A 24,786-nucleotide genomic window follows, 5' to 3' on the forward strand; every position below is an offset into this window, starting at 1 on the left:
CGTTCCACCTTCGCAGGGGATTACGGGTCGGAGCGGCCGCACCACGCTGTGCACCGCGAGCGTCACCCTCGGAAGGCTAGCGCCGCCCGCCCCACCCGGCCATGGCGCCTCGAGCGCGCCCTCACCGCCCGCCGCACCGACTGCTCGCCCCGCCCGAGCCGTTGACTCCGAGGTCACGCGGGGCCCGACCCGGCGCCCACGTTCCATTCCGGCGGCAGTTCACCGTCGCAGAAGACGCACACGAACCAGTCGTCGCGCACCACGTTGCACTCGCCGCAGGACGTGCACCGGCGGAAGACCACCGCGTGGGTGAAGGCCGCCGGGTGCCCGATGCCCGCCCGGTCCAGGGCGGCGGCGACGGCCGGCCAGGCCGTCAGGTCGGGGCAGTAGCCGGTGGACAGGTTGCTCACCTCCGCCGCCGTCCAGCCCGTCGCCGGGTCGTGCGTGAAGGTGATCTCACCCGCCGCGCGGACCGGGGCGCCGCCCGCGCACGCGACGTGCTCGCTGCGGCGCGGGGCGATCCGCAGGGCGCCCGAGGTGTCCACCACGTACGTGTGCGGCTCGCCCGGGTCGCCCTCCAGGTCCGCCGCCGTGCGGACGGGCCGCCCGCGCGCTCCGGGCCGTAAGGCCTCGGCGAGTTCGGGCGGTCCCACGTAATGGAACAGCGGGGGTGTGAACATCCGTTAGTCCCATCCGAGTTGACTGAGCATCGGCGGGTGTTGGGCCGCCGAGCGCGGGCACGCGTTCCAGTACGTACGAGTAGTTAACCGAGCGCCCGGGTTGGGCCGGGCTGGAGTGGGAAGGGCTCCTCGGGTACAGCGCACGGCGCACCCAGGAACCGCCTCCCCGCCACCCGAGTGAACGCGGACAGGAGCGGCCATGCCCGCAGCCCAGCCGTCTTCCGAGCGGCTAGAAACAGAGCGAACAGAGCGTGCACTACCAGCTGCCCCGGCGGCTGGCCTGTTGTCACCGAGCCCTGCGAACTGCCCCCAGGTGATCCCATCATGATCGGTCGCATTCCCGTGCTGGACGTCCGCCCCGCCGTCGACTGCGGCGTCAGACCCGCCAAGGCGGTCGTGGACGAGGTATTCGAGATTTCCGCCACCGTGTTCCGCGAGGGACACGACGCCGTGGCGGCCCATGTCGTCATGCGAGATCCGAGCGGGCGGCTGCGGCCTCCCGTGCCCCTGTCCGAGCTGGCCCCCGGCACCGACCGGTGGGGGGCGCGGGTGTCCGCCGAGGTCGAGGGGAGGTGGACGTACACCGTCGAGGCGTGGAGCGACCCGGTGGGCACCTGGCGGGCCCACGCGGCGGTGAAGATCCCGGCCGGGATCGACACCGGTCTCACCCTGCTGGAGGGCGCCGAGCTCTACGAGCGGGCCGCCGCGAAGATTCCCAAGCGGGACGGCCGCGAGCACGTACTGGCCGCCGCCGACGTGATGCGCGACGAGGACCGGCCGGTCGCGGAGCGGTACGCCGCCGCCCTCGCCCCCCGGATCGACGCGTTGCTCGCCAAGCGCCCGCTCCGGGAGCTGGTGACGGCCTCCAAGCCGCTGCCGCTGCTGATCGAGCGCAAGCGGGCCCTCTTCGGCTCCTGGTACGAGATGTTCCCCCGGTCGGAGGGGGCGGTGCTGGAGCCCGGCGAGGCTCCGGTCAGCGGGACGTTCAGGACCGCCGCCGAGCGGCTTCCCGCCGTCGCCGCGATGGGCTTCGACGTGGTCTACCTGCCGCCGATCCACCCGATCGGCAGCACGTACCGCAAGGGCCCGAACAACACGCTGTCGGCGGGGAGTTGGGATCCGGGCGTGCCGTGGGCCATCGGTTCCACCGAGGGCGGCCACGACGCGGTCCACCCCGAGCTCGGGACCCTGGAGGACTTCGACGCCTTCGTCGCCAGGGCCCGTGAGCTGCGCATCGAGGTGGCGCTCGACTTCGCCCTGCAGTGCTCCCCGGACCACCCGTGGGTGGAGAAGCACCCGGAGTGGTTCCGCCACCGCGCCGACGGGACGATCGCGTACGCGGAGAACCCGCCGAAGAAGTACCAGGACATCGTCCCGATCCACTTCGACTCCGACATGGCCGGCATCGTCGAGGAGACGGTGCGGATCCTGCGGCACTGGATGGAGCACGGCGTCCGCATCTTCCGGGTCGACAACCCGCACACCAAGCCGGTGGTGTTCTGGCAGAAGGTGATCGCGGACATCAACAAGTCCGACCCCGACGTGATCTTCCTCGCCGAGGCCTTCACCCGCCCCGCGATGATGCGCGCGCTCGCCGCCGTCGGCTTCCAGCAGTCCTACACGTACTTCACCTGGCGCAACACCAAGGCCGAGCTGACCGAGTACCTGACCGAGCTCGCGGACACCCGCTCCGCCTCCGTCATGCGGCCGAATTTCTTCGTCAACACCCCGGACATCCTGCACGCCTACCTTCAGCACGGCGGCCGCCCCGCCTTCGAGGTCCGCGCGGTCCTCGCCGCCACGCTCTCCCCCACGTGGGGGGTCTACGCCGGATACGAGCTCTGCGAGAACACCCCGGTCAAGGAGGGCAGCGAGGAGTACCTGAACTCCGAGAAGTACGAGCTGCGCCCGCGCGACTGGGCCGCCGCCGACCGCGAGGGCCGCTCCATCGCCCCGCTGATCACCTCCCTGAACCGGCTGCGCCGGCGCAACCCCGCCCTCCAGCAACTGCGCGACATTCATTTCCACCCGACCGACAACGAACAGGTGATCGCCTATTCGAAGCACGCGGGGAGCAATTCCGTACTGGTGGTCGTCAACCTCGATCCGCACCACACCCAGGAGGCGACGGTCTCGTTGGACATGCCGGTACTCGGCCTCGACTGGCACGGGTCCCTCGCTGTGCGCGACGAGCTCACCGGCGAGACCTATCACTGGGGCAGGGCCAACTACGTGCGCCTGGAACCGGGCCGCACGCCCGCGCACGTTCTGGCGGCTCTGCGACCGTCCCCGCCCACCGGAGGGTCACCCATCTCATGATGATCAACGATCCCGTTCCCGACACCTTCGAGGACACCCCCGCCAAGGACCGCGATCCCGACTGGTTCAAGCGGGCGGTCTTCTACGAGGTCCTCGTACGGTCCTTCCACGACAGCAACGGCGACGGCGTGGGTGACCTCAAGGGGCTCACCGCGAAGCTGGACTACCTCCAGTGGCTCGGCGTCGACTGCCTGTGGCTCCCGCCGTTCTTCGCCTCGCCCCTGCGCGACGGGGGCTACGACGTCGCCGACTACACCTCAGTGCTGCCCGAATTCGGCGACCTCGCCGACTTCGTGGAGTTCGTGGACGCGGCGCACACCCGCGGCATGCGGGTGATCATCGACTTCGTCATGAACCACACGAGCGATCAGCACGAGTGGTTCCAGCAGTCCCGCAAGGACCCGGACGGGCCCTACGGCGACTACTACATGTGGGCCGACAACGACAAGCAGTTCCAGGACGCCCGCATCATCTTCGTCGACACCGAGACCTCGAACTGGACGTACGACCCGGTCCGCAAGCAGTACTACTGGCACCGGTTCTTCTCCCACCAGCCGGACCTCAACTACGAGAACCCGGCGGTCGTCGAGGAGATCGTCTCCGCGCTCCGCTTCTGGCTCGACCTCGGCATCGACGGCTTCCGCCTCGACGCCGTGCCCTACCTGTACGCCGAGGAGGGCACCAACTGCGAGAACCTGCCGCGCACGCACACCCTCCTCAAGGCGGTCCGCGCCGAGATCGACGCGCACTACCCGGACACCGTGCTGCTCGCCGAGGCCAACCAGTGGCCCGAGGACGTCGTCGACTACTTCGGGGACTTCGAGAAGGGCGGGGACGAGTGCCACATGGCGTTCCACTTCCCCGTCATGCCGCGCATCTTCATGGCGGTGCGAAGAGAGTCGCGCTACCCGGTCTCCGAGATCCTGGCCAAGACCCCGGCGATCCCGGACCGCTGCCAGTGGGGCATCTTCCTGCGCAACCACGACGAGCTCACCCTCGAAATGGTCACGGACGAAGAGCGCGACTACATGTACGCCGAGTACGCCAAGGACCCGCGGATGCGGGCCAACATCGGCATCCGGCGCCGGCTCGCCCCGCTGCTGGACAACGACCGCAACCAGATGGAGCTGTTCACCGCCCTGCTGCTGTCGCTGCCCGGTTCGCCGGTGCTGTACTACGGCGACGAGATCGGCATGGGCGACAACATCTGGCTCGGCGACCGCGACGGCGTGCGCACGCCGATGCAGTGGACACCGGATCGCAACGCCGGTTTCTCCTCGTGCGATCCGGGCAGGCTCAACCTGCCGGTCATCATGGACCCGGTCCACGGGTACCAGGTGACCAATGTGGAAGCGGCGATGGCCTCACCGTCCTCGCTGTTGCACTGGACCCGCAGGATGATCGAGGTCCGCAAGGCCAACCCGGCCTTCGGACTCGGCTCGTACACCGAACTGCCGTCGACGAACCCGGCGGTGCTGGCCTTCCTCCGTGAATACGGGGACGACCTGGTGCTGTGCGTGCACAACTTCTCGCGCTTCGCGCAGCCCACCGAGCTGGACCTGCAGTCGTTCAACGGACGGGTCCCGGTGGAACTCACCGGCGACGTCCGCTTCCCGCCGATCGGCGAATGGCCGTACCTGCTGACGCTGGCGGGCCACGGTTTCTACTGGTTCCGCCTGCGCTCGGAGTAGCGGCCGGCCCGGGGCGGGCGCGGCGAATGGGTCAACCGCCCGCCCCTGTACGGATCATCCTGACCCGACACTCGCACACACCGGAGAAGCAACCAGCGCGATCCGGGACACAATGCGCATTCTTTGACGGCCCGGGGAAAGGACGCGACGCCATGTCGGAGGCTGCATCCGCCCGGAATCGGCTCACCGCCGACCGGGCCACCGGGATCGGGCCCGGGTTCGGGCCCGGGATCGGACTCGGTCCACTGGAGCCCATGCTGCGGACCTGGCTGCCCGCGCAGCGATGGTTCGCCGGCAAGGGCCGCGCCATCGGACGGCTCAGGACCGTCTCGGCGGCCGAACTGCTGCCCCCCGGGTCCGCGCCCGGGCTGCTGCACCTGCTGCTGGACGTGGACGGGGACTGCTACCAGCTCCTGCTCGGGATCCGCCCGAGCCCGCTGCCGCCGGCCCTGGCGCCCGCGCTGATCGGCCACCCCGAGCAGGGCCCGTACACCGGCCAGTCGGTCTACGAGGGCCTCGGCGATCCGCGGCTCGCCTCGCTGCTGCTGGAGCGGCTGCGCTCCCCCGGCACCCTGGGCCCGCTCCGCTTCGACCGGGACCCGGCCGTCGTGATCCCCGAGGCCCCCACCCCCCGGCCGCTGTCCGGGGAACAGACCAACTCCTCGCTGATCTACGGGGATTCGTACATCCTGAAGATCTTCAGACGGGTCGGCCCCGGGGTCAATCCCGACCTGGAGCTGCCCCGCGCCCTGGCCGCCGCCGGCTGCGCCCGGGTGCCCGCGCCGGTCGCCTGGTACGAGGCCGAGCTGCCCGGCTCCGAACCGCTGACCCTGGGCGTGCTCCAGCCGTACCTGCGCGGCTCCGACGACGGCTGGCAGCTCGCGCTGCACCGGCTGCGCACCGGAGCCGACTTCACCGCCGAGGCGCACGCGCTGGGCCGGGCCACCGCCGAGGTGCACAGCGCGCTGGCCGGAGCCCTGCCCACCGTCGCGCTGGGCCCGGAGCAGACGGCCCGGCTGGCCGCCGGGATGACGGCCCGGCTCGCCGCCACCGCCCGCGAGGTGCCGGCCCTGCGGCCCTACGAGGCGGGGCTGCGCGGAGCCTTCGACGCGCTGGCCGCCTCCCGCGGGGCGGGGGTGTCCGCCCAGCGGATCCACGGGGACCTGCACCTGGGCCAGACCCTGCGCACCGTGGACGGCAGCTGGGCGCTGATCGACTTCGAGGGCGAGCCGGCCCGGCCCCTGGCCGACCGGCGCCGCCCCGAACCGGCGGTGCGGGACATCGCCGGGATACTGCGCTCCTTCGACTACGCGGCCCGCTCCCACCGGCCGTTCGCCCCCGCCTGGGCGGACGACTGCCGGGCCGCCTTCTGCGAGGGCTACGCCCGCACCACCGGCCGGGACCCGCGTGAGGACCCCGTGCTCCTGCGCGCCTACGAGACCGACAAGGCGGTGTACGAGGCCCGCTACGAGTCCCGGCACCGGCCCGACTGGCTGCACGTGCCGATGGCGGCGATCCGGCGGCTCTCGGAGCCGCAGCGTCCGCCCTCGCACCGCACGCAGCTCCCCGCCCCAGGATCCCCCACCCTCCACCCGAAGCCCCCGAGGAGGCCGCTCGCGTGAGCGCCGCACGACAGCCGTCACCGACCGTCCGCGACGAAGCCAAGCCCGCCATCGGCACGGTCGAAGCCGCCGAGCCCGTGAAGAAGCCCCGGGCCCCCAGGGCCCGGCGGGCGGCCCCGCCGCGCGGGGTCCGGCCGGTTCCGGCACTGGACGCGGAGGAGCGGGCCCGGCTGCTGGAGGGCCGCCACCACGATCCGCACGGGGTGCTCGGAGCCCGCGCCCAGCGGGGCGGGGTGTCCTTCCGGGTGCTGCGTCCGTACGCGAAGGCGGTCACCGTCGTCGCCAAGGGGCTGCGGGCCGAACTCCTCGACGAGGGCGACGGGCTGTTCTCCGGGCTGCTGCCGCTGGCCGGGGTGCCGGACTACCGGCTGCTGGTGACGTACGACAGCGACGAGGTGGAAGTCCACGACCCCTACCGGTTCCTGCCCGCGCTCGGCGAGCTCGACCTGCACCTGATCGGCGAGGGCCGGCACGAGGAGCTGTGGACGGCGCTCGGCGCGGAGCCGATGGTCCACCAGGGCGTGGCGGGCACCCGGTTCACGGTGTGGGCGCCGAACGCCCAGGGCGTGCGGGTCAGCGGGGACTTCTCGTACTGGGACTCGGTCGCCTACCCGATGCGCTCGCTCGGGGCGACCGGCGTGTGGGAGCTGTTCCTGCCCGGCGTCGGCGAGGGCGCCCTGTACAAGTACGACATCACCCGCCCGGACGGCTCGCACACCCTGCGCGCCGACCCGATGGCCAAGCACGCCGAGGTCCCGCCGGCCAACGCCTCGGTGGTGACGGCCTCCTCCTACGTCTGGCAGGACGCGGACTGGATGGCGCGGCGCGGGGAGATCGCGCCGCACCAAGCCCCCTTCTCCGTGTACGAGCTGCACCTGGCGTCCTGGCGGCCCGGTCTCTCGTACCGCCAGCTGGCCGAGCAGCTGCCCGCGTACGTGACGGAGCTCGGCTTCACCCACGTGGAGCTGATGCCGGTCGCCGAGCACCCCTTCGGCGGCTCCTGGGGCTACCAGGTCACCGGCTTCTACGCGCCGACCTCCCGGATGGGCACCCCGGACGACTTCCGCTTCCTCGTGGACTCGCTGCACCGGGCCGGGATCGGGGTGATCGTCGACTGGGTGCCGGCGCACTTCCCGCGCGACGACTGGGCGCTCGCCGAGTTCGACGGGCGGCCGCTGTACGAGCACCACGACCCGCAGCGGGCCGCGCACCCGGACTGGGGGACGCTGGAGTTCGACTACGGGCGCCGGGAGGTGCGCAACTTCCTCGTGGCCAACGCCGTGTACTGGTGCCAGGAGTTCCACGTGGACGGGCTGCGCGTGGACGCGGTGGCCTCGATGCTCTACCTGGACTACTCCCGCAAGGACGGCGAGTGGACCCCGAACGAGCACGGCGGCCGGGAGAACTTCGACGCGGTGGCGATGCTCCAGGAGATGAACGCGACCGTCTACCGGCGCTGCCCGGGCGTGGTGACGATCGCCGAGGAGTCCACGGCGTGGCCGGGCGTCACGCGGCCCACCGACGGGGGCGGGCTCGGCTTCGGCCTGAAGTGGAACATGGGCTGGATGCACGACACCCTGCGGTACGCCTCGAAGGACCCGGTGCACCGCAAGTACCACCACCACGACATGACCTTCGGGATGGTCTACGCGTTCAGCGAGAACTACGTGCTGCCGATCTCCCACGACGAGGTGGTGCACGGCAAGGCCTCGCTGGTGTCGAAGATGCCCGGCGACTGGTGGCAGCAGCGGGCCATACACCGTGCGTACCTGGGCTTCATGTGGGCCCACCCGGGCAAGCAGCTGCTCTTCATGGGGCAGGAGTTCGCCCAGGGCTCGGAGTGGTCCGAGACGTACGGCCCGGACTGGTGGCTGCTGGACTCCTCGTACGCGGCGGCCGGTGACCACCGGGGCGTACGCAGCCTCGTGGGGGACCTGAACCGCACCTACCGGGCGGCGCCCGCCCTGTGGGAGCGGGACAGCGTGCCGGAGGGCTTCGCGTGGGTGGAGGCGGACGCGGCCGAGGACAACGTCTTCGCCTTCCTCCGCTTCGCGCAGGACGGCTCGCAGCTGCTGTGCGTCTCGAACTTCTCGCCGGTGGTCCGGCACGGGTACCGGATCGGGGTCCCGGAGGAGGTTCCGCTGTGGCGGGAGGTGCTCAACACCGACCTGGAGTCCTACGGCGGCAGCGGCGTCCACCACACCCAGCCGCTGCGCCCCGAACCGGTGCCCGCCCAGGGCCGGGCGGCGAGCCTGCGCCTGACCCTCCCGCCCCTGTCCACGGTCTGGTTCAGGCCGATGCCCCCGCGGTAACCGCGAGGACCCCTTCCAGCTCCTGGAGGAGCCTGCGCTTGGCGCGGGCTCCGACCAGCTGCAGGACGGGCTCCCCGTCGCGGAAGACGAGCAGGGTCGGCATGGACAGCACCCCGTGGCGCACCACCGTTTCCGGGTTGGTGTCCGCGTCGATCTGCACGACCTTGAGGCGGCCGGCCTCTTCCGCGGCGACGGCGGACAGGACGGGTGCGAGCTGGCGGCACGGGCCGCACCAGTCGGCGGTGAACTCCACCAGGACGGGCCGGCCGCGCTCGGCGAGCACCTCCGCCTCGAAGTCCGCGTCGGTCACTTCGGCCACGCCGTGGGCCTTGATCATGTGCTTCCCCTCTCGTCGCGACCGGCCGGATCAGCCGGTCATCTCGCATCTGGGCGGTGTCGCTCCGGTCTCGGCACCGGTCTCGGCTCCGGTCTCGTCCTCGGCCTCGGCCTGGGCCTGGGCCTGGGCCTCGGCTTCGGCGAGCTGGCTCGCGACCTGGTCGCGCACCTCGCCGAGGCGGCCGATGAGGCCGTCCAGTTCGGTGAGCTTGCGCCGGTAGACGGCGAGCGAGGCCGGGCAGGAGTCGCCGGACGGGTGCCCGGCGCGCAGGCATTCCACGAACGGGCGGGTCTCCTCCAGGTCGAAGCCGAAGTCCTGGAGCGTGCGGATCTGGCGGAGCAGCCGCAGGTCTTCCTCGTCGTAGGTGCGGTAGCCGTTCGCGTCGCGCCGCGCGGGCAGCAGTCCCCGCGACTCGTAGTAGCGACACGTCCGGGTGCTGGTGCCCGCACGCTCCGCCAGTTCGCCGATTCGCATGGCCCCGACGGTAATCCTTGACGTCGACGTCAAGGCAAGGGGATCGCGCACGGGGCTATCGCTGCGGGCGGCCGGAAACGTACGCTAGGAAGTGGATCACCGCTCACACCGATTACCGGACAGTCGCAGGGAAAACCGTCCAAAGCCCTTAACTTGATAGGACGTTCCTACGAGGTATGGGCTTGTTTGTTTGGTCTGTAGTCGCCACGCCTCGGCCACTCCTACGGTGTGCCATGTGCACTCCAGCCCCCCCTTCAATGCCCCCGCCGCGCGTCGTCTCCGCGCGGCCCTGGGCATGGCTCCCGGTCATGTCGCCTATGGCCTGCGGGCCCAGTACGGACTGATCGTCACTCCCGAGACGGTGATGGCGTGGGAGCGTGGCGAGATTTCGCCCACCTCCGCCGAGCTCACCGCTCTGGCGGGCGTGCTCTGGTGTTCCCCCGGCGAGCTGCTCGCCGAGCCCGTCACCCTGCGGGAGCACCGCATCGCCCGGGGCCTGGGCGCCGACGACCTCGCCCGCCGGGTCGGCGTGGAGGCGGGTGCGTACCAGAAGATGGAGGACGCCGGCCGCTGGAAGGGCAACGAGCGGCAGTCGGCCGCGCTGGCCACGGCGCTCGGGCTGACCCTGGCCCAGTTCGTGACGGCGACCGGCAAGCACGAGGAGCTGGCCGAGCTGCTCCGCAGCGCGGTGACCACGCGCTGGCAGGCGTACGGGAAGCCGCTGGCCAAACTGCTTCCGGTGCCCAAGGCGCACCTGGAGCGGGTCCTGGAGCAGCTGCACGGCGAGTACCAGTCGCGGATGGTGGCGACCCTGAGCTGGGGCGGCGGCGGGGGCGAGGCCGGCAACGGCGATGCGGGACGCGAGTACCTCACCGACATCGTGGAGCGGTTCTGGAGCCTCGCCGGGGGTGCGGCGTAGGACACATTTCGCCCGCGGGCTCCCTACGGGAAAGGCCCCGACCGCGTCCGGACGAGGACGCGATCGGGGCCTTTCGGCGCCCGAAGTCGGGGCGGTGGTCCCGCCCCGGGGGCCGGGTGGCCGCTGCCCCGGGCCCCCGGAGGGGTGATGCGGGACGGGCCGTTCGGCGGCGGATTCGGGACGGAAGTCCCGGCCGGGACCGTCAGAAGACGGACTCGGCCTCGTACATGCGGTCCTCGGGGACCGTCTTCAGCTCGGTGACGGCGTCGGCCAGCGGGGCCATGACGATGTCGGTGCCGCGCAGGGCGGTCATGTTGCCGAAGTCGCCGCGGTGGACCCCCTCGACCGCGTGCCAGCCGAAGCGGGTCGCGAGGACGCGGTCGTAGGCGGTGGGGGTGCCGCCGCGCTGGACGTGACCGAGGATGACCGGGCGGGCTTCCTTGCCCAGGCGCCGCTCCAGCTCGACGGCGAGGCGGTTGCCGATGCCGGCGAAGCGCTCGTGGCCGTACTGGTCGATCGCGCCCTTCTCGTACGGCATGGAGCCCTCGCCGGGGTGCGCGCCCTCGGCCACGCAGATGACGGCGAACTTCTTGCCGCGGGCGAACCGTTCCTCCACCATCTTGACCAGGGCGTCCACCTCGAAGGGGCGCTCCGGCAGGCAGATCCCGTGGGCGCCGCCGGCCATGCCGGACTCCAGGGCGATCCAGCCCGCGTGCCGGCCCATGACCTCGACGACCATGACGCGCTGGTGCGATTCGGCGGTGGTCTTGAGACGGTCGATGGCCTCCGTGGCGACCATGACGGCGGTGTCGAAGCCGAAGGTGCGGTCGGTGGAGGAGATGTCGTTGTCGATGGTCTTGGGTACGCCGACGACCGGCATGCCGGCGTCCGACAGCATCCGGGCGGCGGTCAGGGTGCCCTCGCCGCCGATCGGGATCAGGGCGTCGATGCCGTAGCGCTTGGCCAGCTCCACGGCGTTCTCGGCCGCTTCGTGGAGGCGCGCGCGCTCCATGCGGGCCGATCCGAGGATCGTGCCGCCACGGGCGAGGATGCCGCTGACCGCGTTGATGTCGAGGGGGCGGTAGTTGCCGTCGAGGAGACCCTTGAAGCCGTCCTCGAAGCCGATGACCTCGTCCCCGTGCCCGACCACGGCACGGTGTACGACCGACCGGATGACAGCGTTCAGGCCCGGACAGTCGCCGCCTGCGGTGAGAACTCCGATACGCATCGTGCTGTGTCTCCTGCTCCTGGTCGTACGTGACTGTTCGCGTGCGGGCGCACAGTCGTACATATGAAGGGCGTATTGGTGAAGCCTGTCCGATTGTTCCACGGGCTCCGGGTGGAGCGCGCTCCGTGGCACTCCGCCCCAGGGGGGCCCACAGGGCCTTTCGGCCCCCTCCGGCAGGCCCTTCTCCCGGCGGGCGACCTACGGAATCACAGGGGTATTGTCAAGAGGTCAAGCCCACATTAAATGGGACAACCGACTCGAATTGGGACGGAGAGCACGCGTGACGCGCAGCGTGTACGTGACGGGTATCGAGCGGGGGGACGGCCGACAGGTCGTCGAGCTGGGCATCATGGAGCTCCTCACCCGCCAGACAGGCCGGGTGGGCGTCTACCGCCCCCTGTTGCACGACGGGCCCGACCGGCTGTTCGACCTCCTCAAGGGCCGGTACCGCATCGAGCAGGACGCCGCCACGGCGTACGGCATGGAGTATCACGAGGCCTCCGCCATCCTGGCCGAGAAGGGCACCGACGAACTGGTCTCCCAGCTCGTGGGCCGCTACCACAAGGTGGCGCGCGACTACGAGGTCATGCTGGTCCTCGGCACCGACTACGCCGACACCAACCTCCCGGACGAGCTGGCGCTCAACGCCCGCCTCGCCAACGAGCTGGGCGCGCTGGTCATCCCCGTCGTGGGCGGCACCAAGCACCCGGCCGAGGCCGTGCGCGCCGAGACCCGCAACGCCTACCGCGCGTACGAGGCCCTGGGCTGCCACGTGGGCGCGATGGTCGTCAACCGGGTGGCCGCCGAGGACCGCGAGGTGATAGCCGAGCGCCTCGCCGCCAGGCTCCCCGTGCCCTGCTACGTCCTGCCGGACGACAAGCACCTGTCCGCCCCGACGGTCGCCCAGATCACCCGGGCGCTCGGCGGCGAGGTGCTCCTCGGCGACGAGGCCGGACTGGCCCGTGACGCCGTGGACTTCGTCTTCGGCGGGGCCATGCTGCCCAACTTCCTCAACGCCCTGACCCCCGGCTGCCTGGTCGTCACCCCCGGGGACCGCTCCGACCTGGTCATCGGCGCGCTCGCCGCGCACACCTCGGGCACCCCGCCGATCGCCGGTGTGCTGCTGACGCTGAACGAGCGCCCCGGCCAGGACATCCTGACGCTGGCCTCCAAGCTGGCTCCGGGCACCCCGGTGGTGTCGGTGGCGGGCAACAGCTTCCCGACGGCCGCCGAACTCTTCTCGCTGCAGAGCCGGCTGAACTCCGCGACCCCGCGCAAGCTGGAGACCGCGCTCGGCCTGTTCGAACGCCACGTGGACACCGCCGAGCTGCGCGAGGTGCTCTCGGTGGCCCGCTCCGAGCGGGTCACGCCGATGATGTTCGAGAACCAGCTGCTGGAGCAGGCCCGTGCCGAGCGCCGCCGCGTGGTCCTCCCCGAGGGCACCGAGGAGCGCGTGCTGCGCGCCGCGGACGTGGTGCTGCGCCGCGGGGTCTGCGACCTCACCCTGCTGGGCGAGGAGCAGGCGATCCTGAAGAAGGCCGCCGACCTGGGCATCGACATCTCGGCCGCCCAGCTCATCGACCCGGCGACCTCCCCGCTGCGGGAACGGTTCGCCGAGTACTACGCCAAGGCCCGCGCCCACAAGGGCATGACCGTCGAACTGGCCCACGACGTGGTCACCGACGTGAACTACTTCGGCACCCTGATGGTCCAGGAGGGCCTCGCCGACGGCATGGTCTCCGGCTCGGTGCACTCCACCGCCGCCACCATCCGCCCGGCCTTCGAGATCATCAAGACCAAGCCCGACGCGTCCATCGTCTCCTCGGTCTTCTTCATGTGCCTGGCCGACAAGGTCCTCGCGTACGGCGACTGCGCCGTGAACCCGGACCCCAACGCCGAGCAGCTCGCCGACATCGCCGTCCAGTCGGCCACCACCGCCGCCGCGTTCGGTCTGGAGCCGCGGATCGCGATGCTCTCGTACTCGACCGGCACCTCCGGCTCCGGCGCGGACGTGGACAAGGTCCGCAAGGCCACCGAGATCGTCCGCGCGCACCGTCCCGACCTGCTGATCGAGGGTCCGATCCAGTACGACGCCGCCGTGGAGCCCTCGGTCGCCGCGACCAAGCTGCCCGAGTCCGAGGTGGCCGGCCGCGCGACGGTGCTGATCTTCCCCGACCTGAACACCGGCAACAACACGTACAAGGCCGTGCAGCGCTCGGCCGGCGCCGTGGCGGTCGGTCCGGTCCTGCAGGGTCTGCGCAAGCCCGTGAACGACCTCTCGCGCGGCGCTCTGGTCCAGGACATCGTCACCACCGTGGCCATCACCGCGATCCAGGCGCAGTCCCGCCCCCAGCCCACAGCCGGCTGAGCCCTCCACCACCGAGCCCCCGAGCCCCCACCGCAAAGGAAAGACCCTCATCGTGACCGCATCGCGCGTACTCGTCCTCAACTCCGGCTCCTCGTCGGTGAAGTACCAGCTGCTCGACATGGCGGACTCCTCCCGCCTGGCGGTCGGTCTGGTGGAGCGCATCGGCGAGGAGACCTCCCGGCTCAGTCACGAGCCGCTGACCGGGCCGGGGGCCGCGGGCGGCAAGCGCGTGACGAACGGTCCGATCGCCGACCACGGGGCGGCGCTGCGCGCCGTCGCGGCGGAGCTCGCCGCCGACGGGCTGGGTCTGGACTCGCCCGAGCTGGCCGCCGTGGGCCACCGGGTGGTGCACGGCGGGACCAAGTTCACGCACCCGACGCTGGTCGACGACGCCGTCCTGGCCGAGATCCGCGCCCTGATCCCGCTCGCCCCGCTGCACAACCCGGCGAACGTGACCGGCATCGAGGTGGCGCGGGAGCTGCGCCCCGACCTGCCGCAGGTCGCCGTCTTCGACACGGCCTTCCACTCGACCATGCCGGAGCACGTGGCGCGGTACGCGATCGACACCGCGACGGCCGACAAGTACTCCATCCGGCGGTACGGGTTCCACGGCACCTCGCACGCCTACGTCGCCCGCGCCACGGCGCGGCTCCTCGGCAAGGCCGAGCAGGACGTGAACGTGATCGTGCTCCACCTGGGCAACGGCGCCTCGGCCTCGGCCGTGCACGGCGGGGTCTGCGTGGAGACCTCCATGGGACTGACCCCGCTGGAGGGTCTGGTCATGGGCACCCGTTCGGGCGATCTGGACCCCGCGGTCGTCTTCCACCTGGCCCGGGTCGGGGGCATGTCCGTCGACGAGATCGACTCGCTGCTCAACAAGAAGAGCGGTCTGCTGGGTCTGTGCGGCGACAACGACATGCGCGAGGTCCAGCGGCGGGCGGCGGAGGGCGACGCCTCCGCGCGGCTGGCGCTGGCCTCGTACATCCACCGTCTGAAGAAGTACATCGGCGCCTACTCGGCGGTACTCGGACGGGTGGACGCGGTCGCCTTCACGGCGGGCGTGGGCGAGAACTCCTCCGAAATCCGGGAGATGGCCCTGGCCGGTCTGGCCGAACTGGGCCTGGCCCTCGACCTGGAGGCCAACTCGGTACGGTCCCCCGAGCCGCGCCTGGTGTCCGCGGAGTACGCGCGGGTGGCGGTGGCCGTGGTCCCGACGGACGAGGAACTGGAGATCGCCAGCCAGACGTACGCGCTGGTTACCGGCTAGTCACTTTGGACTTTCCGCCAGGTGGAATATTCCGCTACGAAACAAACCGATAGGATCCGCTCCATGCGCCGTTCCAAAATCGTCTGCACGCTGGGCCCCGCCGTCGACTCTTACGAGCAGCTGAAAGCTCTCGTAGAGGCCGGTATGAACGTGGCCCGATTCAACTTCAGCCACGGCTCCCAGGCAGAACACCAGGAGCGGTACGACCGCGTCCGGAAGGTCTCCGAGGACACCGGGCGCGCCGTCGGCGTCCTCGCCGACCTCCAGGGCCCGAAGATCCGCCTGGAGACCTTCGCCGAGGGTCCCGTCGAGCTCGTCCGCGGTGACGAGTTCACCATCACCACCGAAGACGTCCCGGGTGACAAGTCGATCTGCGGCACGACCTACAAGGGTCTGCCGGGCGACGTCTCCAAGGGCGACCAGGTCCTGATCAACGACGGCAACGTCGAGCTCCGCGTGACCGAGGTCGAGGGCCCCCGGGTCAAGACCATCGTCATCGAGGGCGGTGTCATCTCGGACCACAAGGGCATCAACCTGCCGGGTGCCGCCGTCAACGTCCCCGCCCTGTCGGAAAAGGACATCGACGACCTGCGCTTCGCCCTGCGGATGGGCTGCGACATGGTCGCCCTCTCCTTCGTGCGTGACGCCAACGACGTCAAGGACGTCCACAAGGTCATGGACGAGGAGGGCCGCCGGGTCCCCGTCATCGCCAAGGTCGAGAAGCCGCAGGCCGTCGCCAACATGGAGGGCGTCGTCGCGGCCTTCGACGCGGTCATGGTCGCCCGTGGCGACCTCGCCGTCGAGTACCCGCTCGAGAAGGTCCCGATGGTGCAGAAGCGCCTCGTGGAGATGTGCCGCCGCAACGCCAAGCCGGTGATCGTCGCGACCCAGATGATGGAGTCGATGATCACCAACTCGCGCCCGACGCGCGCGGAGGCCTCCGACGTCGCCAACGCGATCCTCGACGGCGCGGACGCGGTCATGCTGTCCGCCGAGTCCTCGGTCGGCGCCTACCCGATCGAGACCGTCAAGACGATGTCGAGGATCGTCGAGGCGGCCGAGGAGGAGCTCCTGTCCAAGGGCCTGCAGCCGCTGGTCCCGGGCAAGAAGCCCCGCACCCAGGGCGGCTCCGTCGCCCGCGCGGCCTGCGAGATCGCGGACTTCCTGGACGGCAAGGCCCTGGTCGCCTTCACCCACTCCGGTGACACCGCCCGCCGCCTGTCGCGTTACCGCACCAACCAGCCGATCCTGGCCTTCACCACGGACGAGGGCACCCGCAACCAGCTCACGCTGAGCTGGGGCGTCGAGTCCTACGTCGTCCCGCACGTGGACAACACCGACTCCATGGTCGACCTGGTGGACGTGGAGATGCTCAAGCTCAAGCGGTACAACAAGGGCGACACCATGATCATCACCGCCGGCTCGCCCCCCGGCGTCCCCGGCACCACCAACATGGTCCGGGTCCACCACCTGGGCAGCGGCGCCCGCGACTGATCTCGCACCCGCCGTACCGTGCTGGAACTCTGCCGCACAGAGACCGAGGGCGGCACCCCGATCCGATGAGGATCCGGGGTGCCGCCCTCGGTGCGTCCGGCCGCGCGAGGCCGTACGTACGGGTCTACTCCGCCGGGCCGATGTAGTTCTTGAGGCCCGGGACGGTCAGGGTGCCGCCGAACTGGCCGGCCTGGACGACCTTGACGTTCGTGAAGAACGCGAAGGGGACGTTCAGGGGCGGCGGGCTCTTCGGGGTGAACTCGATCGGGATCAGACCGAAGAGGTTGCCCTTGAGGCTCTCGGTGTACATCGTCACCTTGGCCCCGCGGATCTTCGAGGTGGACCCGGGACGGGACTTCAGGTGGGCGACGTTCTTGCCGGTGCCGACCGTCTGGTAGAGGTCCTTGATGTCCAGGGAGTCCGCGGTGAACTTCAGGACGGTCTTGATCTTGCCGCTCGCCGTCTTCACCTCGACGATGCCCTCGTAGTCGAGGCCGTAGAGGGTCAGCAGCGAGCTGTCCAGGTACCAGGGCTCGTCCGGGAGCAGCGGGATGCCCGGCTCCAGTTCGGCGTCGGCCAGGGCCTTGGCGTCGTAGGTCGGGCAGGGGAAGGGTTCCTTCCCGTTCTTGCCCTTGCCCTTGTCCTTCGGGCCCTCCGTCGCCGTTTCCGGCTCCGGCTTCGGCTTCGGCTTGGCCGTCTTGCCCGTCTCGTCCTTCGGGGTGGCCTTGGTGCCCTTGACCTCCTCGGAGAGCTCCGAGACGGTGGCGCCGGCCTGCTTGGCGGCGTCGCGGATCGCGTCCGCGGCCGGGTCCGGCGCGGCGGTCTTGGGCGCGGTGGCCTTGGTCGCGGTCGGGGCCGGCGCGGACGGGGTTCCCGTCAGCGGCCTGCCGAGGGCGTCGACCAGCCCCTTGACGGCGTCACCGACGCCGAGCGGGTCCAGCGGGTTCGTCTGCTTGGCCGCGGAGCCCGCCACCGGCATGAGGCCCGGCTTCTGGGCGGGCTTCTCCGCGGTTCTCGCCACCGGCTTGGTGGCCGAGGGGCTGGCGCCCGGCGAAGGCACCGCGGTGGGCGACTTGCCCGGTGCGGGCGTCGTCCGTGGAGTCTTGGAAGGCGTCTTGGAAGGCGTCTTCGCCGACGGGGAGGCCGATTCCGCGGGCTCGTCGGACCGCGTCACGCACGGTCCGGGCGCGAAGGGGATCTCCTTGTCGTCGGCCACCGCCAGCTTCGGCGCCATGCTCATGCCGACGAACACCGCGGTCGGCATGGCGGCCAGCGCCATCGTCTTGCCGACAGGTATCTGGATCTTGGTCAGCAGCGACTTCCTGGGCGCCGCGTGACGCGGGCCCTTCCTTTCACGGGACTCCGCACCCGGAGCCTCGCTCCGTTGCGTTTCGTCACCCCGCACTGTTCCTCCCGCCATCGGCGTGGGCAGTCGTCTCGCTCGCGTATGCCGTCGTTTCCGTCTCGCGCTGTCCCGGGAAGGCCTGGGGGATCGTCTGCTGCGTCTCCTGCGGCAGCGAACCTCCCGCGTCCTTGCCGAGGTCCACGGCCTGTGCCTGCACGGGCTGTGCCTGCACGGCCTCGACCGGCCCGCCCGGCACCCAGGCCAGCGCGAGGGCGCCGCCGACCAGCGCGAGGATGAACCCGACGCCGAAGCCACCGAGGTTCGACACCGGCAGGGACACCAGCGCCAGCAGGATCGCGGCGACTCCGGCGAAGACCCGGATGCCCTGCTGGAACCAGAGCGCGAGGCCCAGGGTGACCAGCAGGACGCCGATGATCAGTGAGCCGGCGCCGGCCGTCGTCGCCATCGCGAAGGTGACGTTGCCGAGGCGGACGTCCGCGTACGGGATGTAGCCGATCGGAAGGCCACCGAGGAGGGTGACCAGACCGGCCCAGAAGGGGCGGCGACCGCTCCAGGCGTGGAAGTGGTAGTACGCCACCGTGAGCCAGGCGTCGTCTTCGGCGCGCACGTAAACCGGGGCCTGGGGGTTCATGGACAACAGCTCCCTGAAAACGGGTGGTACGGAGAACGATGTGGAGCCCGGACGGGCCGACGACGACGGTGGCCGTCGCCCCCGGCCCGTCCGGTCAGGAGTCCGGACGGACTACTTCTCGTCCTGGTAGCACGGCTTGTCACCGCTGAACAGGCGCAGGTTGAGGTCGGGCAGGGTGAAGGTACCCGCCGTCGTCGCCCAGGCCTTCTGGCGCACGTTCGTCAGCGTGGCCGTCTTGGCACGCTGCGAGAACAGGGCGCCGTCCGCCAGCGTGCCCTCCTTCGGCTTGGTGGCGTGCGAGCCGTCACCAGCCGCGACACCGATGTCGAGGTCGCCGAGGACGGCGTCCGCGTCGAGCTCGGCGACGTCGAGGTAGATGTTCTTCGCGACGGCGGGCGAGCCCTTGTGACCCGTCCGCAGCTGCATGGTGATGTTGCCGAGCGGCGTCTTCGTCACCAGCGACTGGCACATGTTGGTGATCTTGGCTTCCTTGAAGCCAGAGATGATCACCGGGTGGTAGGACTTCTTGTCCGAATCCAGGGTCGCGCCCTGGGCCACGCTGCCGTACTGGATCATGTCGCTACCGACGAGCGAGTCGGCACTGACCTTGAAGTCCTGGCCGGACACACTGAAGGACGCCGCGAGGGCACCCTGCGCCAGGCCGACACCGACCGCCGCCGTGGCGGCGATGCTCGGCACCATGACGAGCGCGAAGCGCTTCCATCTGGTCCCGCCACGAATCTGGGAAATCATGTTCGTTCCTCCTTCTCGGACGTACATCTCCGGTCCGGGCGGTGCCCGTCCTGGGATGGGAGAAGTGCTACGTCCTCGGGAAGGAGCGCGAGCGGCCGAGCCGCGGCGAAACCGCGTCCGTACACCGGCGTTCACCCCCGAGCGACAACCACTTGGCCACGCGTTCGCGCAACCTGGGGGGACAGGCCCCGCCGTGTGACGGAGACCCCCCTGTCCCACGGCCGGTGCCACTGCCACCGGCCGGCCCGGTGGGGACCCTCCACCGCGGCTCCGGATGAGCGGCTCTGCGGGAAGGACCGAGCGTCGCCGATCGTGGTCCATTCACGGCCGGGGCACAAGGGGGTTCGTTACTGGCGGGTAACGGCCAGATAACCTGAGGGAGTCCTGCCCCTGCCGGGCCGCAACACAGGGTGTCACCAAGGGCCACGACAGAACGGCGGAAGTGCGAACACACCGGACAGTTCACGGGGTTCGATTTACTGCGAGTAACAGCGGCCGCGATTGCCAAGTTTTGGCAAAGCGCGGCCGCTGTTTATCTCCGTGTCAACAAATCACCGGCGGTGTGCCGGTCTTGTGCCGGTACGGTGCCGGTACGGGAACAGGTGCTAGAAGAGCACCCGCGCGAGGGCCGTACGGGCCGAGGTGACAAGCGGGTTGTCCGGGCCGACCACTTCGAACATCTCCAGCAGCCGCACGCGCACCGCGTCGCGATCCTCACCGAACGTCACCTTCACGGTGTCGACCAGCCGCCCGAAGGCGTCCGCCACGTGACCGCCGGCCAGATCCAGGTCGGCCGCGGCGATCTGCGCCGCCGGGTCCTTCGGGTTCTCGGCCGCCGCGGCGCGCACCGCCTGCGGGTTCATGTCCTTGACCCGGACGAACAGCTCGGTCTGGGCCAGGCCCAGCTTGGCGTCGGAGTTGGAGGGATCGGCCGCCAGCACGCTCTTGTAGGCGCGCACCGCCCCGTCCAGGTCGTCGGCGTCCAGCGCCTCGATCGCCTCGTCGAGCAGCGCGTCGTACGGACCGGCCGGCTCCTCGGCATCCTCGGCGTCCGCGCCCGAACCGGCGGCGCCCTCGGCGCCCGGGTCCACCTCGACGCCGATGACCCCGAAGCGCTCCTCGGCGATCTGGACCAGCTGGGCCAGGACCCCGCGGACCTCGCCCTCGGACACGAAGTCCTGGAACAGCGGCATCGCCTGGCCGGCGACCACGGCGAACACGGCCGGGAGGGCCTGGACGCGGAACTCGCGGATGAGGTTCTGGTTGGCCGCGACGTCGAGCGCGGCCAGCGCGAGGCGGCCGTTCGCCTCGATGGTGAGCCGCTCCAGCAGCAGGCTCAGCTCCCGGCCCTGCTCGAAGCCCTCGGCGCGGAAGTCGAGGATGACCGGAACCTCGCCCGAGAGCGGGACGACGTGGCTCTCGAAGCGGGTCTCGTCGGTGTCGAAGACGAGCGCGGACGGCGGAACGGCCCCGGCGGGCGCGGGCGCACCGCCCTGAGCGGCCTTCCGGGCCGCCTCGGCGCGGGCCTGCTCGGCCTTGGCCTTGGCCTCACCGGCCGCCTTCACCGCGGCGAGGTCGACGACGCCGCTCATGGACATGTTTCTGGGCTGCATGCGTACATCCTCCCCCGAGTGCGCGCGCCGACGAAAAAGATCGGCCGAAACGAACCGATCGCGGTACCTGTCGTGCTGTACCTGCTGTGTGCCGCGTCCTGACGTGTACTGCCGTGTCCTGCTGTGGCGCCGGGTCCCCACCTGGCGCCGGTAGCTCTTCGCGTGGTTGTCGCTCTTACGCTACGAGTCGTAGCGTAACTCCCCCCGGCCGCCCGCGGGCCGTGATCTGAACCACACGGCCGGGGGGCCGATCGGCCCTGCTACCGGCGGGTATGGTCTCGGCCATGCGCAACCCCAGCTCGGACACCTCCTGCCCGCCCGGTCGCACCGGACGCCCGCGCAGCGCGGCGGCGGACGCCGCGATCCTCGCCGCGACCCGGGACGCGCTGGTGGAGCTGGGCTGGTCGAAGCTGACGATGGGGGACGTCTCGGCGCGGGCCGGGGTCGCGAAGACCACCCTCTACCGGCGCTGGTCGGGCAAGAGCGAACTGGTCGTGGACGCCGTCGCGGAGCTCTTCGACTCCCTCGAACTCCCCGACCGGGGCTCGCTCGAAGGCGACATCGAGTACGTGGTGCTCCAGTTCGCGGCGCTGCTGAGGCGCCCGGAGGCCCGTACGGCCCTGATGGCGGTCGTCGCCGAGTCCACCCGGGACGAGGCGCTCAGGGACCGGATCCGGTCGGCGATCGTGGACCGGCAGAAACGTCTCGTCGTACTGGGGCGCGAACGCGCGCAGGCCCGGGGCGAACTCCCCTACGAGGAGGACGCGTCCCTCGCCGCCCACACCACGGACCTGATCTTCGACGTGATCGCGGGCACCGTGGTGCACCGCGCGCTCGTGAGTTCCGAGCCGGTGGACGAGCTGTGGGTGGCCACCTTCACGGCGCTGCTCATGTACGGCCTCCAGGGCTCCCCCGTCGGCTCTTCCGGCCCTTCCGGCCCCGCTCCGGCGGCGTGACCACCGCGGGCCGGCCGCCGTCCGACAGCGGCAGGAAGTCCGCGCACCAGGCCGGGGCCGACGCGGTCAGCGCGTCCGAGCGCGGGTTGTGGCCCGGCCAGGGCCTCGGCCGCCCCGGCCAGTCGGCCCAGCGCAGGCTGTCGGCCTCCTCCGGCGGCAGCAGCCCGCAGGCCACCAGGGCCGCCCGCCCGGCCTCGAGCCCGGCGAGCCGGTAGCCGTACTCGGAGGCGTCCACCTCGTGGAGATGGGCGTCGGTGAGCAGCACCGAGGCCGCCACCCCGTCGAGGCCGCGGACGATGCCCGCCCGCACGCAGGCGGCGTACACCTCGGGCAGCCGGCGCTCGTCCGGTACGGCGTTCAGGACCTCCGTCAGCCCTCCCGGGCCGGGCGGCTCGAAGTCGGCAGCGATGTACGCGTACGGCCCGCAGTTGGTCTGCATGAGCACGCGGGCGGTCACCCCGTACACGGGGACGGGAAGGTGGCGGCCTGTCATGGCCGCCACCTTAGGGCGTGTCCTTGCGCGTCACGGGCGACGGGCCGACTGGCCGTCAGAAGCCCGGCGGCTCCGTGTACGTGCCCCACTCGTCCCGCAGCAGGTTGCAGATCTCGCCCATCGTGGCCTCGGCGCGCACCGCGTCCAGCATGGCCGGGATCATGTTCGACCCGTCGCGGGCGGCGGCCAGCATGGCGTCCAGCGCCGACTTCACCTTCGCGTCGTCCCGGCCGGCCTTGCGCTCCGCGAGCTCGCGGACCTGGACGGTCTCCACCTCGTGGCTGACCCGCAGGATCTCCAGGTCCCCGGTGACCGAGCCGTGGTGGCAGTTGACGCCGACGACCCGCTTGTCGCCCTTCTCGAGCGAGCGCTGGTACTGGAAGGCCGACTCCGCGATCTCCCCGGTGAACCAGCCGTCCTCGATGCCGCGCAGGATGCCCGAGGTGATCGGCCCGATCGGGTGCTGCCCGTTCGGGTGGGCGCGCAGACCGCGCTCCTTGATCTGCTCGAAGATCTTCTCGGCCTCGGCCTCGATGCGGTCGGTGAGCTGCTCGACGAACCAGGAGCCGCCCAGCGGGTCGGCCACGTTGGCCACGCCCGTCTCCTCCATCAGCACCTGCTGCGTGCGCAGGGCGATCTCCGCGGCCTGCTCGCTCGGCAGCGCGAGGGTCTCGTCGAGGGCGTTGGTGTGGAGGGAGTTCGTCCCGCCCAGAACGGCCGCGAGGGCCTCCACGGCGGTGCGCACGACGTTGTTGTAAGGCTGCTGGGCGGTGAGGGAGACCCCGGCCGTCTGGGTGTGGAAGCGCAGCCACATCGTCTTCTCGGACTTCGCCCCGTACACCTCCTTCATCCAGCGGGCCCAGATGCGGCGGGCGGCGCGGAACTTGGCGATCTCCTCGAAGAAGTCGAGGTGGGCGTCGAAGAAGAAGGAGAGCCCGGACGCGAAGTGGTCCACGTCGAGTCCGCGCGAGAGGCCCAGCTCCACGTACCCGAACCCGTCGGCGAGGGTGTAGGCGAGCTCCTGCGCGGCCGTGGCCCCGGCCTCGCGGATGTGGTAGCCGGAGACGGAGAGCGGCTTGTAGGCGGGAATGCCGTTCGCGCAGTACTCCATGAGGTCGCCGATGAGGCGCAGGTGCGGCTCGGGTTCGAAGAGCCATTCCTTCTGGGCGATGTACTCCTTGAAGATGTCGGTCTGGAGCGTCCCGTTCAGGACGGCCGGGTCGACACCCTGGCGCTCGGCGGCCACCAGGTACATGCAGAAGGCGGGGACGGCGGGGCCGCTGATCGTCATGGAGGTGGTCACGTCGCCGAGCGGGATGTCCTTGAAGAGGATCTCCATGTCGGCGGCGGAGTCGATGGCCACCCCGCAGTGGCCGACCTCGCCGAGCGCGCGGGGGTCGTCGGAGTCGCGCCCCATCAGGGTGGGCATGTCGAAGGCGACCGAGAGCCCGCCGCCGCCGGCGGCCAGGATCATCTTGTAGCGCTCGTTGGTCTGCTCGGCGTTGCCGAAGCCGGCGAACTGCCGGATGGTCCAGGTCCGCCCCCGGTATCCGGTGGCGTGCAGGCCCCGGGTGTACGGGTACTCCCCTGGCCAGCCGATGCGCTCGAAGCCCTCGTACGAGTCGCCGGGCCGGGGTCCGTAGACGGGATCGACGGGGTCGCCGGAGAGCGTGGTGAAATCGGCCTCGCGCTTGCGGGCCTTGTCGTACCGGGCCTGCCAGCGACGGCGGCCTTCCTCAATGGCGTCAGCGTCCATGCCTCTGAATTTACTAGGACGTCCTAGTAAATGTCGATGGCCAACCCCCGGGGAGTCGCCCCGGGGGTGGGTGGATCACTCCAGGTGGATCACTCCAGGCAGGTCGCCCGGGGTCCGTGGAGCGCCTGAGGTCAGGCGCGGGCGGCGGCCGGAGCGCCGATGACGAGGGGCTCCACCTCGGCGCGGACCTTGCGCTCGACGAAGAACGCGGCGAGCGGGATGGTGCCGGAGACCAGGACCCACAGGAGCTTGCCGAACGGCCACTTGGCCTTGGAGCCCAGGTCGAAGGCGAACACCAGGTAGACCATGAACAGCACACCGTGCGCCTGCGAGACCGCGAAGGTCAGGTCGGCGCCGGTGTCGAAGCCGTACTTCGCCACCATGCAGGCACAGAGGATCAGGAGCATGACCGCGGTCACGTAGGCCATGACGCGGTAGCGGGTCAGCACGCTTCGTTTCATGGCGTCGAGCCTAGCCGTCCGGTTTGCACGATCTTGACGGGGGCCG

20 protein-coding genes are annotated in these 24,786 nt (G+C 70.8%); 9 read left to right on the forward strand and 11 right to left on the reverse strand.

From position 1 onward, the window contains the following. Nucleotides 1-173: 173 nt before the first annotated feature. Complete coding sequence (locus tag ACFYYB_RS13670) at nucleotides 174-680, reverse strand: hypothetical protein (protein WP_389435362.1); 507 nt, start codon at nucleotides 678-680, stop codon at nucleotides 174-176. A gap of 324 nt (nucleotides 681-1,004) precedes the next feature. On the opposite strand from ACFYYB_RS13670, the gene ACFYYB_RS13675 reads away from it, so the two are divergent. The 4 genes from ACFYYB_RS13675 to glgB all read left to right on the forward strand — a co-directional run bounded on the left by ACFYYB_RS13675 (nucleotide 1,005) and on the right by glgB (nucleotide 8,624). Continuing rightward, the gene (locus tag ACFYYB_RS13675; protein WP_389435364.1) at nucleotides 1,005-2,999 is read left to right on the forward strand and encodes a maltotransferase domain-containing protein; all 1,995 of its coding nucleotides are present in this window, start codon (nucleotides 1,005-1,007) and stop codon (nucleotides 2,997-2,999) included. Further along, nucleotides 2,996-4,690, forward strand: a complete 1,695-nt coding sequence (treS, locus tag ACFYYB_RS13680) for a maltose alpha-D-glucosyltransferase (RefSeq protein WP_389435366.1) — start codon at nucleotides 2,996-2,998, stop codon at nucleotides 4,688-4,690. The genes ACFYYB_RS13675 and treS overlap by 4 nt, the downstream gene beginning before the upstream one ends. Nucleotides 4,691-4,842: 152 nt before the next feature. Beyond that, nucleotides 4,843-6,312, forward strand: coding sequence for a maltokinase (locus ACFYYB_RS13685; protein WP_389435368.1), 1,470 nt, complete (start codon nucleotides 4,843-4,845; stop codon nucleotides 6,310-6,312). Beyond that, nucleotides 6,309-8,624, forward strand: coding sequence for a 1,4-alpha-glucan branching enzyme (gene glgB / locus ACFYYB_RS13690; protein ID WP_389435370.1), 2,316 nt, complete (start codon nucleotides 6,309-6,311; stop codon nucleotides 8,622-8,624). Before ACFYYB_RS13685 ends, glgB begins: the two co-directional genes overlap by 4 nt. On the opposite strand, the gene ACFYYB_RS13695 is transcribed toward glgB, so the two are convergent. Then, nucleotides 8,602-8,961 (reverse strand): thioredoxin family protein, encoded by a 360-nt coding sequence (locus ACFYYB_RS13695; protein WP_389435372.1) that lies wholly within the window; start codon nucleotides 8,959-8,961, stop codon nucleotides 8,602-8,604. The two genes, glgB and ACFYYB_RS13695, sit on opposite strands and share 23 nt — an antisense overlap. Before the next feature lie 30 nt (nucleotides 8,962-8,991). Next, entirely contained in the window at nucleotides 8,992-9,435 is a 444-nt protein-coding gene (locus ACFYYB_RS13700; protein ID WP_389435373.1) for a MerR family transcriptional regulator, read from the reverse strand. A 295-nt stretch (nucleotides 9,436-9,730) separates the two neighbouring features. On the opposite strand from ACFYYB_RS13700, the gene ACFYYB_RS13705 reads away from it, so the two are divergent. Continuing rightward, nucleotides 9,731-10,354, forward strand: a complete 624-nt coding sequence (locus ACFYYB_RS13705; RefSeq protein WP_389436190.1) for a helix-turn-helix domain-containing protein — start codon at nucleotides 9,731-9,733, stop codon at nucleotides 10,352-10,354. Between the two features lie 202 nt (nucleotides 10,355-10,556). Here ACFYYB_RS13705 and ACFYYB_RS13710 read toward each other — a convergent pair whose 3' ends face one another. Next, entirely contained in the window at nucleotides 10,557-11,582 is a 1,026-nt protein-coding gene (locus tag ACFYYB_RS13710; protein WP_383952623.1) for an ATP-dependent 6-phosphofructokinase, read from the reverse strand. Nucleotides 11,583-11,862: 280 nt separating this feature from the next. Between ACFYYB_RS13710 and pta the strand changes: the two genes are divergently transcribed. The 3 genes from pta to pyk all read left to right on the forward strand — a co-directional run bounded on the left by pta (nucleotide 11,863) and on the right by pyk (nucleotide 16,711). Then, on the forward strand, nucleotides 11,863-13,950 hold the full coding sequence (gene pta / locus ACFYYB_RS13715; RefSeq protein ID WP_389435375.1) for a phosphate acetyltransferase: 2,088 nt from the start codon (nucleotides 11,863-11,865) through the stop codon (nucleotides 13,948-13,950). Nucleotides 13,951-14,002: 52 nt separating this feature from the next. After that, nucleotides 14,003-15,217 (forward strand): acetate/propionate family kinase, encoded by a 1,215-nt coding sequence (locus ACFYYB_RS13720; RefSeq protein WP_389435377.1) that lies wholly within the window; start codon nucleotides 14,003-14,005, stop codon nucleotides 15,215-15,217. A 63-nt stretch (nucleotides 15,218-15,280) separates the two neighbouring features. Continuing rightward, nucleotides 15,281-16,711, forward strand: coding sequence for a pyruvate kinase (gene pyk / locus ACFYYB_RS13725; protein ID WP_266904344.1), 1,431 nt, complete (start codon nucleotides 15,281-15,283; stop codon nucleotides 16,709-16,711). A gap of 124 nt (nucleotides 16,712-16,835) precedes the next feature. Here pyk and ACFYYB_RS13730 read toward each other — a convergent pair whose 3' ends face one another. The 4 genes from ACFYYB_RS13730 to ACFYYB_RS13745 all read right to left on the reverse strand — a co-directional run bounded on the left by ACFYYB_RS13730 (nucleotide 16,836) and on the right by ACFYYB_RS13745 (nucleotide 21,074). Then, nucleotides 16,836-18,116, reverse strand: coding sequence for a hypothetical protein (locus tag ACFYYB_RS13730; protein WP_389435379.1), 1,281 nt, complete (start codon nucleotides 18,114-18,116; stop codon nucleotides 16,836-16,838). After that, on the reverse strand, nucleotides 18,106-18,708 hold the full coding sequence (locus tag ACFYYB_RS13735; RefSeq protein WP_389435381.1) for a DUF6114 domain-containing protein: 603 nt from the start codon (nucleotides 18,706-18,708) through the stop codon (nucleotides 18,106-18,108). Before ACFYYB_RS13735 ends, ACFYYB_RS13730 begins: the two co-directional genes overlap by 11 nt. A gap of 111 nt (nucleotides 18,709-18,819) precedes the next feature. After that, nucleotides 18,820-19,461 (reverse strand): DUF6230 family protein, encoded by a 642-nt coding sequence (locus ACFYYB_RS13740; RefSeq protein ID WP_389435382.1) that lies wholly within the window; start codon nucleotides 19,459-19,461, stop codon nucleotides 18,820-18,822. A gap of 605 nt (nucleotides 19,462-20,066) precedes the next feature. Next, nucleotides 20,067-21,074, reverse strand: coding sequence for a tetratricopeptide repeat protein (locus ACFYYB_RS13745; protein WP_389435383.1), 1,008 nt, complete (start codon nucleotides 21,072-21,074; stop codon nucleotides 20,067-20,069). 284 nt (nucleotides 21,075-21,358) lie between these two features. On the opposite strand from ACFYYB_RS13745, the gene ACFYYB_RS13750 reads away from it, so the two are divergent. Further along, nucleotides 21,359-22,030 carry a TetR/AcrR family transcriptional regulator gene (locus ACFYYB_RS13750; RefSeq protein WP_389435385.1) on the forward strand — a complete coding sequence of 224 codons (672 nt, stop codon included), beginning with the start codon at nucleotides 21,359-21,361 and terminating at the stop codon, nucleotides 22,028-22,030. On the opposite strand, the gene ACFYYB_RS13755 is transcribed toward ACFYYB_RS13750, so the two are convergent. The 3 genes from ACFYYB_RS13755 to ACFYYB_RS13765 form a co-directional block, all read right to left on the reverse strand. Further along, the gene (locus ACFYYB_RS13755; protein ID WP_389435386.1) at nucleotides 21,963-22,523 is read right to left on the reverse strand and encodes a hypothetical protein; all 561 of its coding nucleotides are present in this window, start codon (nucleotides 22,521-22,523) and stop codon (nucleotides 21,963-21,965) included. The two genes, ACFYYB_RS13750 and ACFYYB_RS13755, sit on opposite strands and share 68 nt — an antisense overlap. 55 nt (nucleotides 22,524-22,578) lie before the next feature. Continuing rightward, the gene (locus tag ACFYYB_RS13760) at nucleotides 22,579-24,279 is read right to left on the reverse strand and encodes a methylmalonyl-CoA mutase (RefSeq protein WP_389435387.1); all 1,701 of its coding nucleotides are present in this window, start codon (nucleotides 24,277-24,279) and stop codon (nucleotides 22,579-22,581) included. Nucleotides 24,280-24,410: 131 nt separating this feature from the next. Beyond that, on the reverse strand, nucleotides 24,411-24,740 hold the full coding sequence (locus ACFYYB_RS13765) for a DUF3817 domain-containing protein (RefSeq protein WP_389435388.1): 330 nt from the start codon (nucleotides 24,738-24,740) through the stop codon (nucleotides 24,411-24,413). Between the last annotated feature and the right edge of the window lie 46 nt (nucleotides 24,741-24,786).

This window comes from Streptomyces sp. NPDC002886 (assembly GCF_042888445.1).
Lineage (GTDB): Bacteria > Actinomycetota > Actinomycetes > Streptomycetales > Streptomycetaceae > Streptomyces.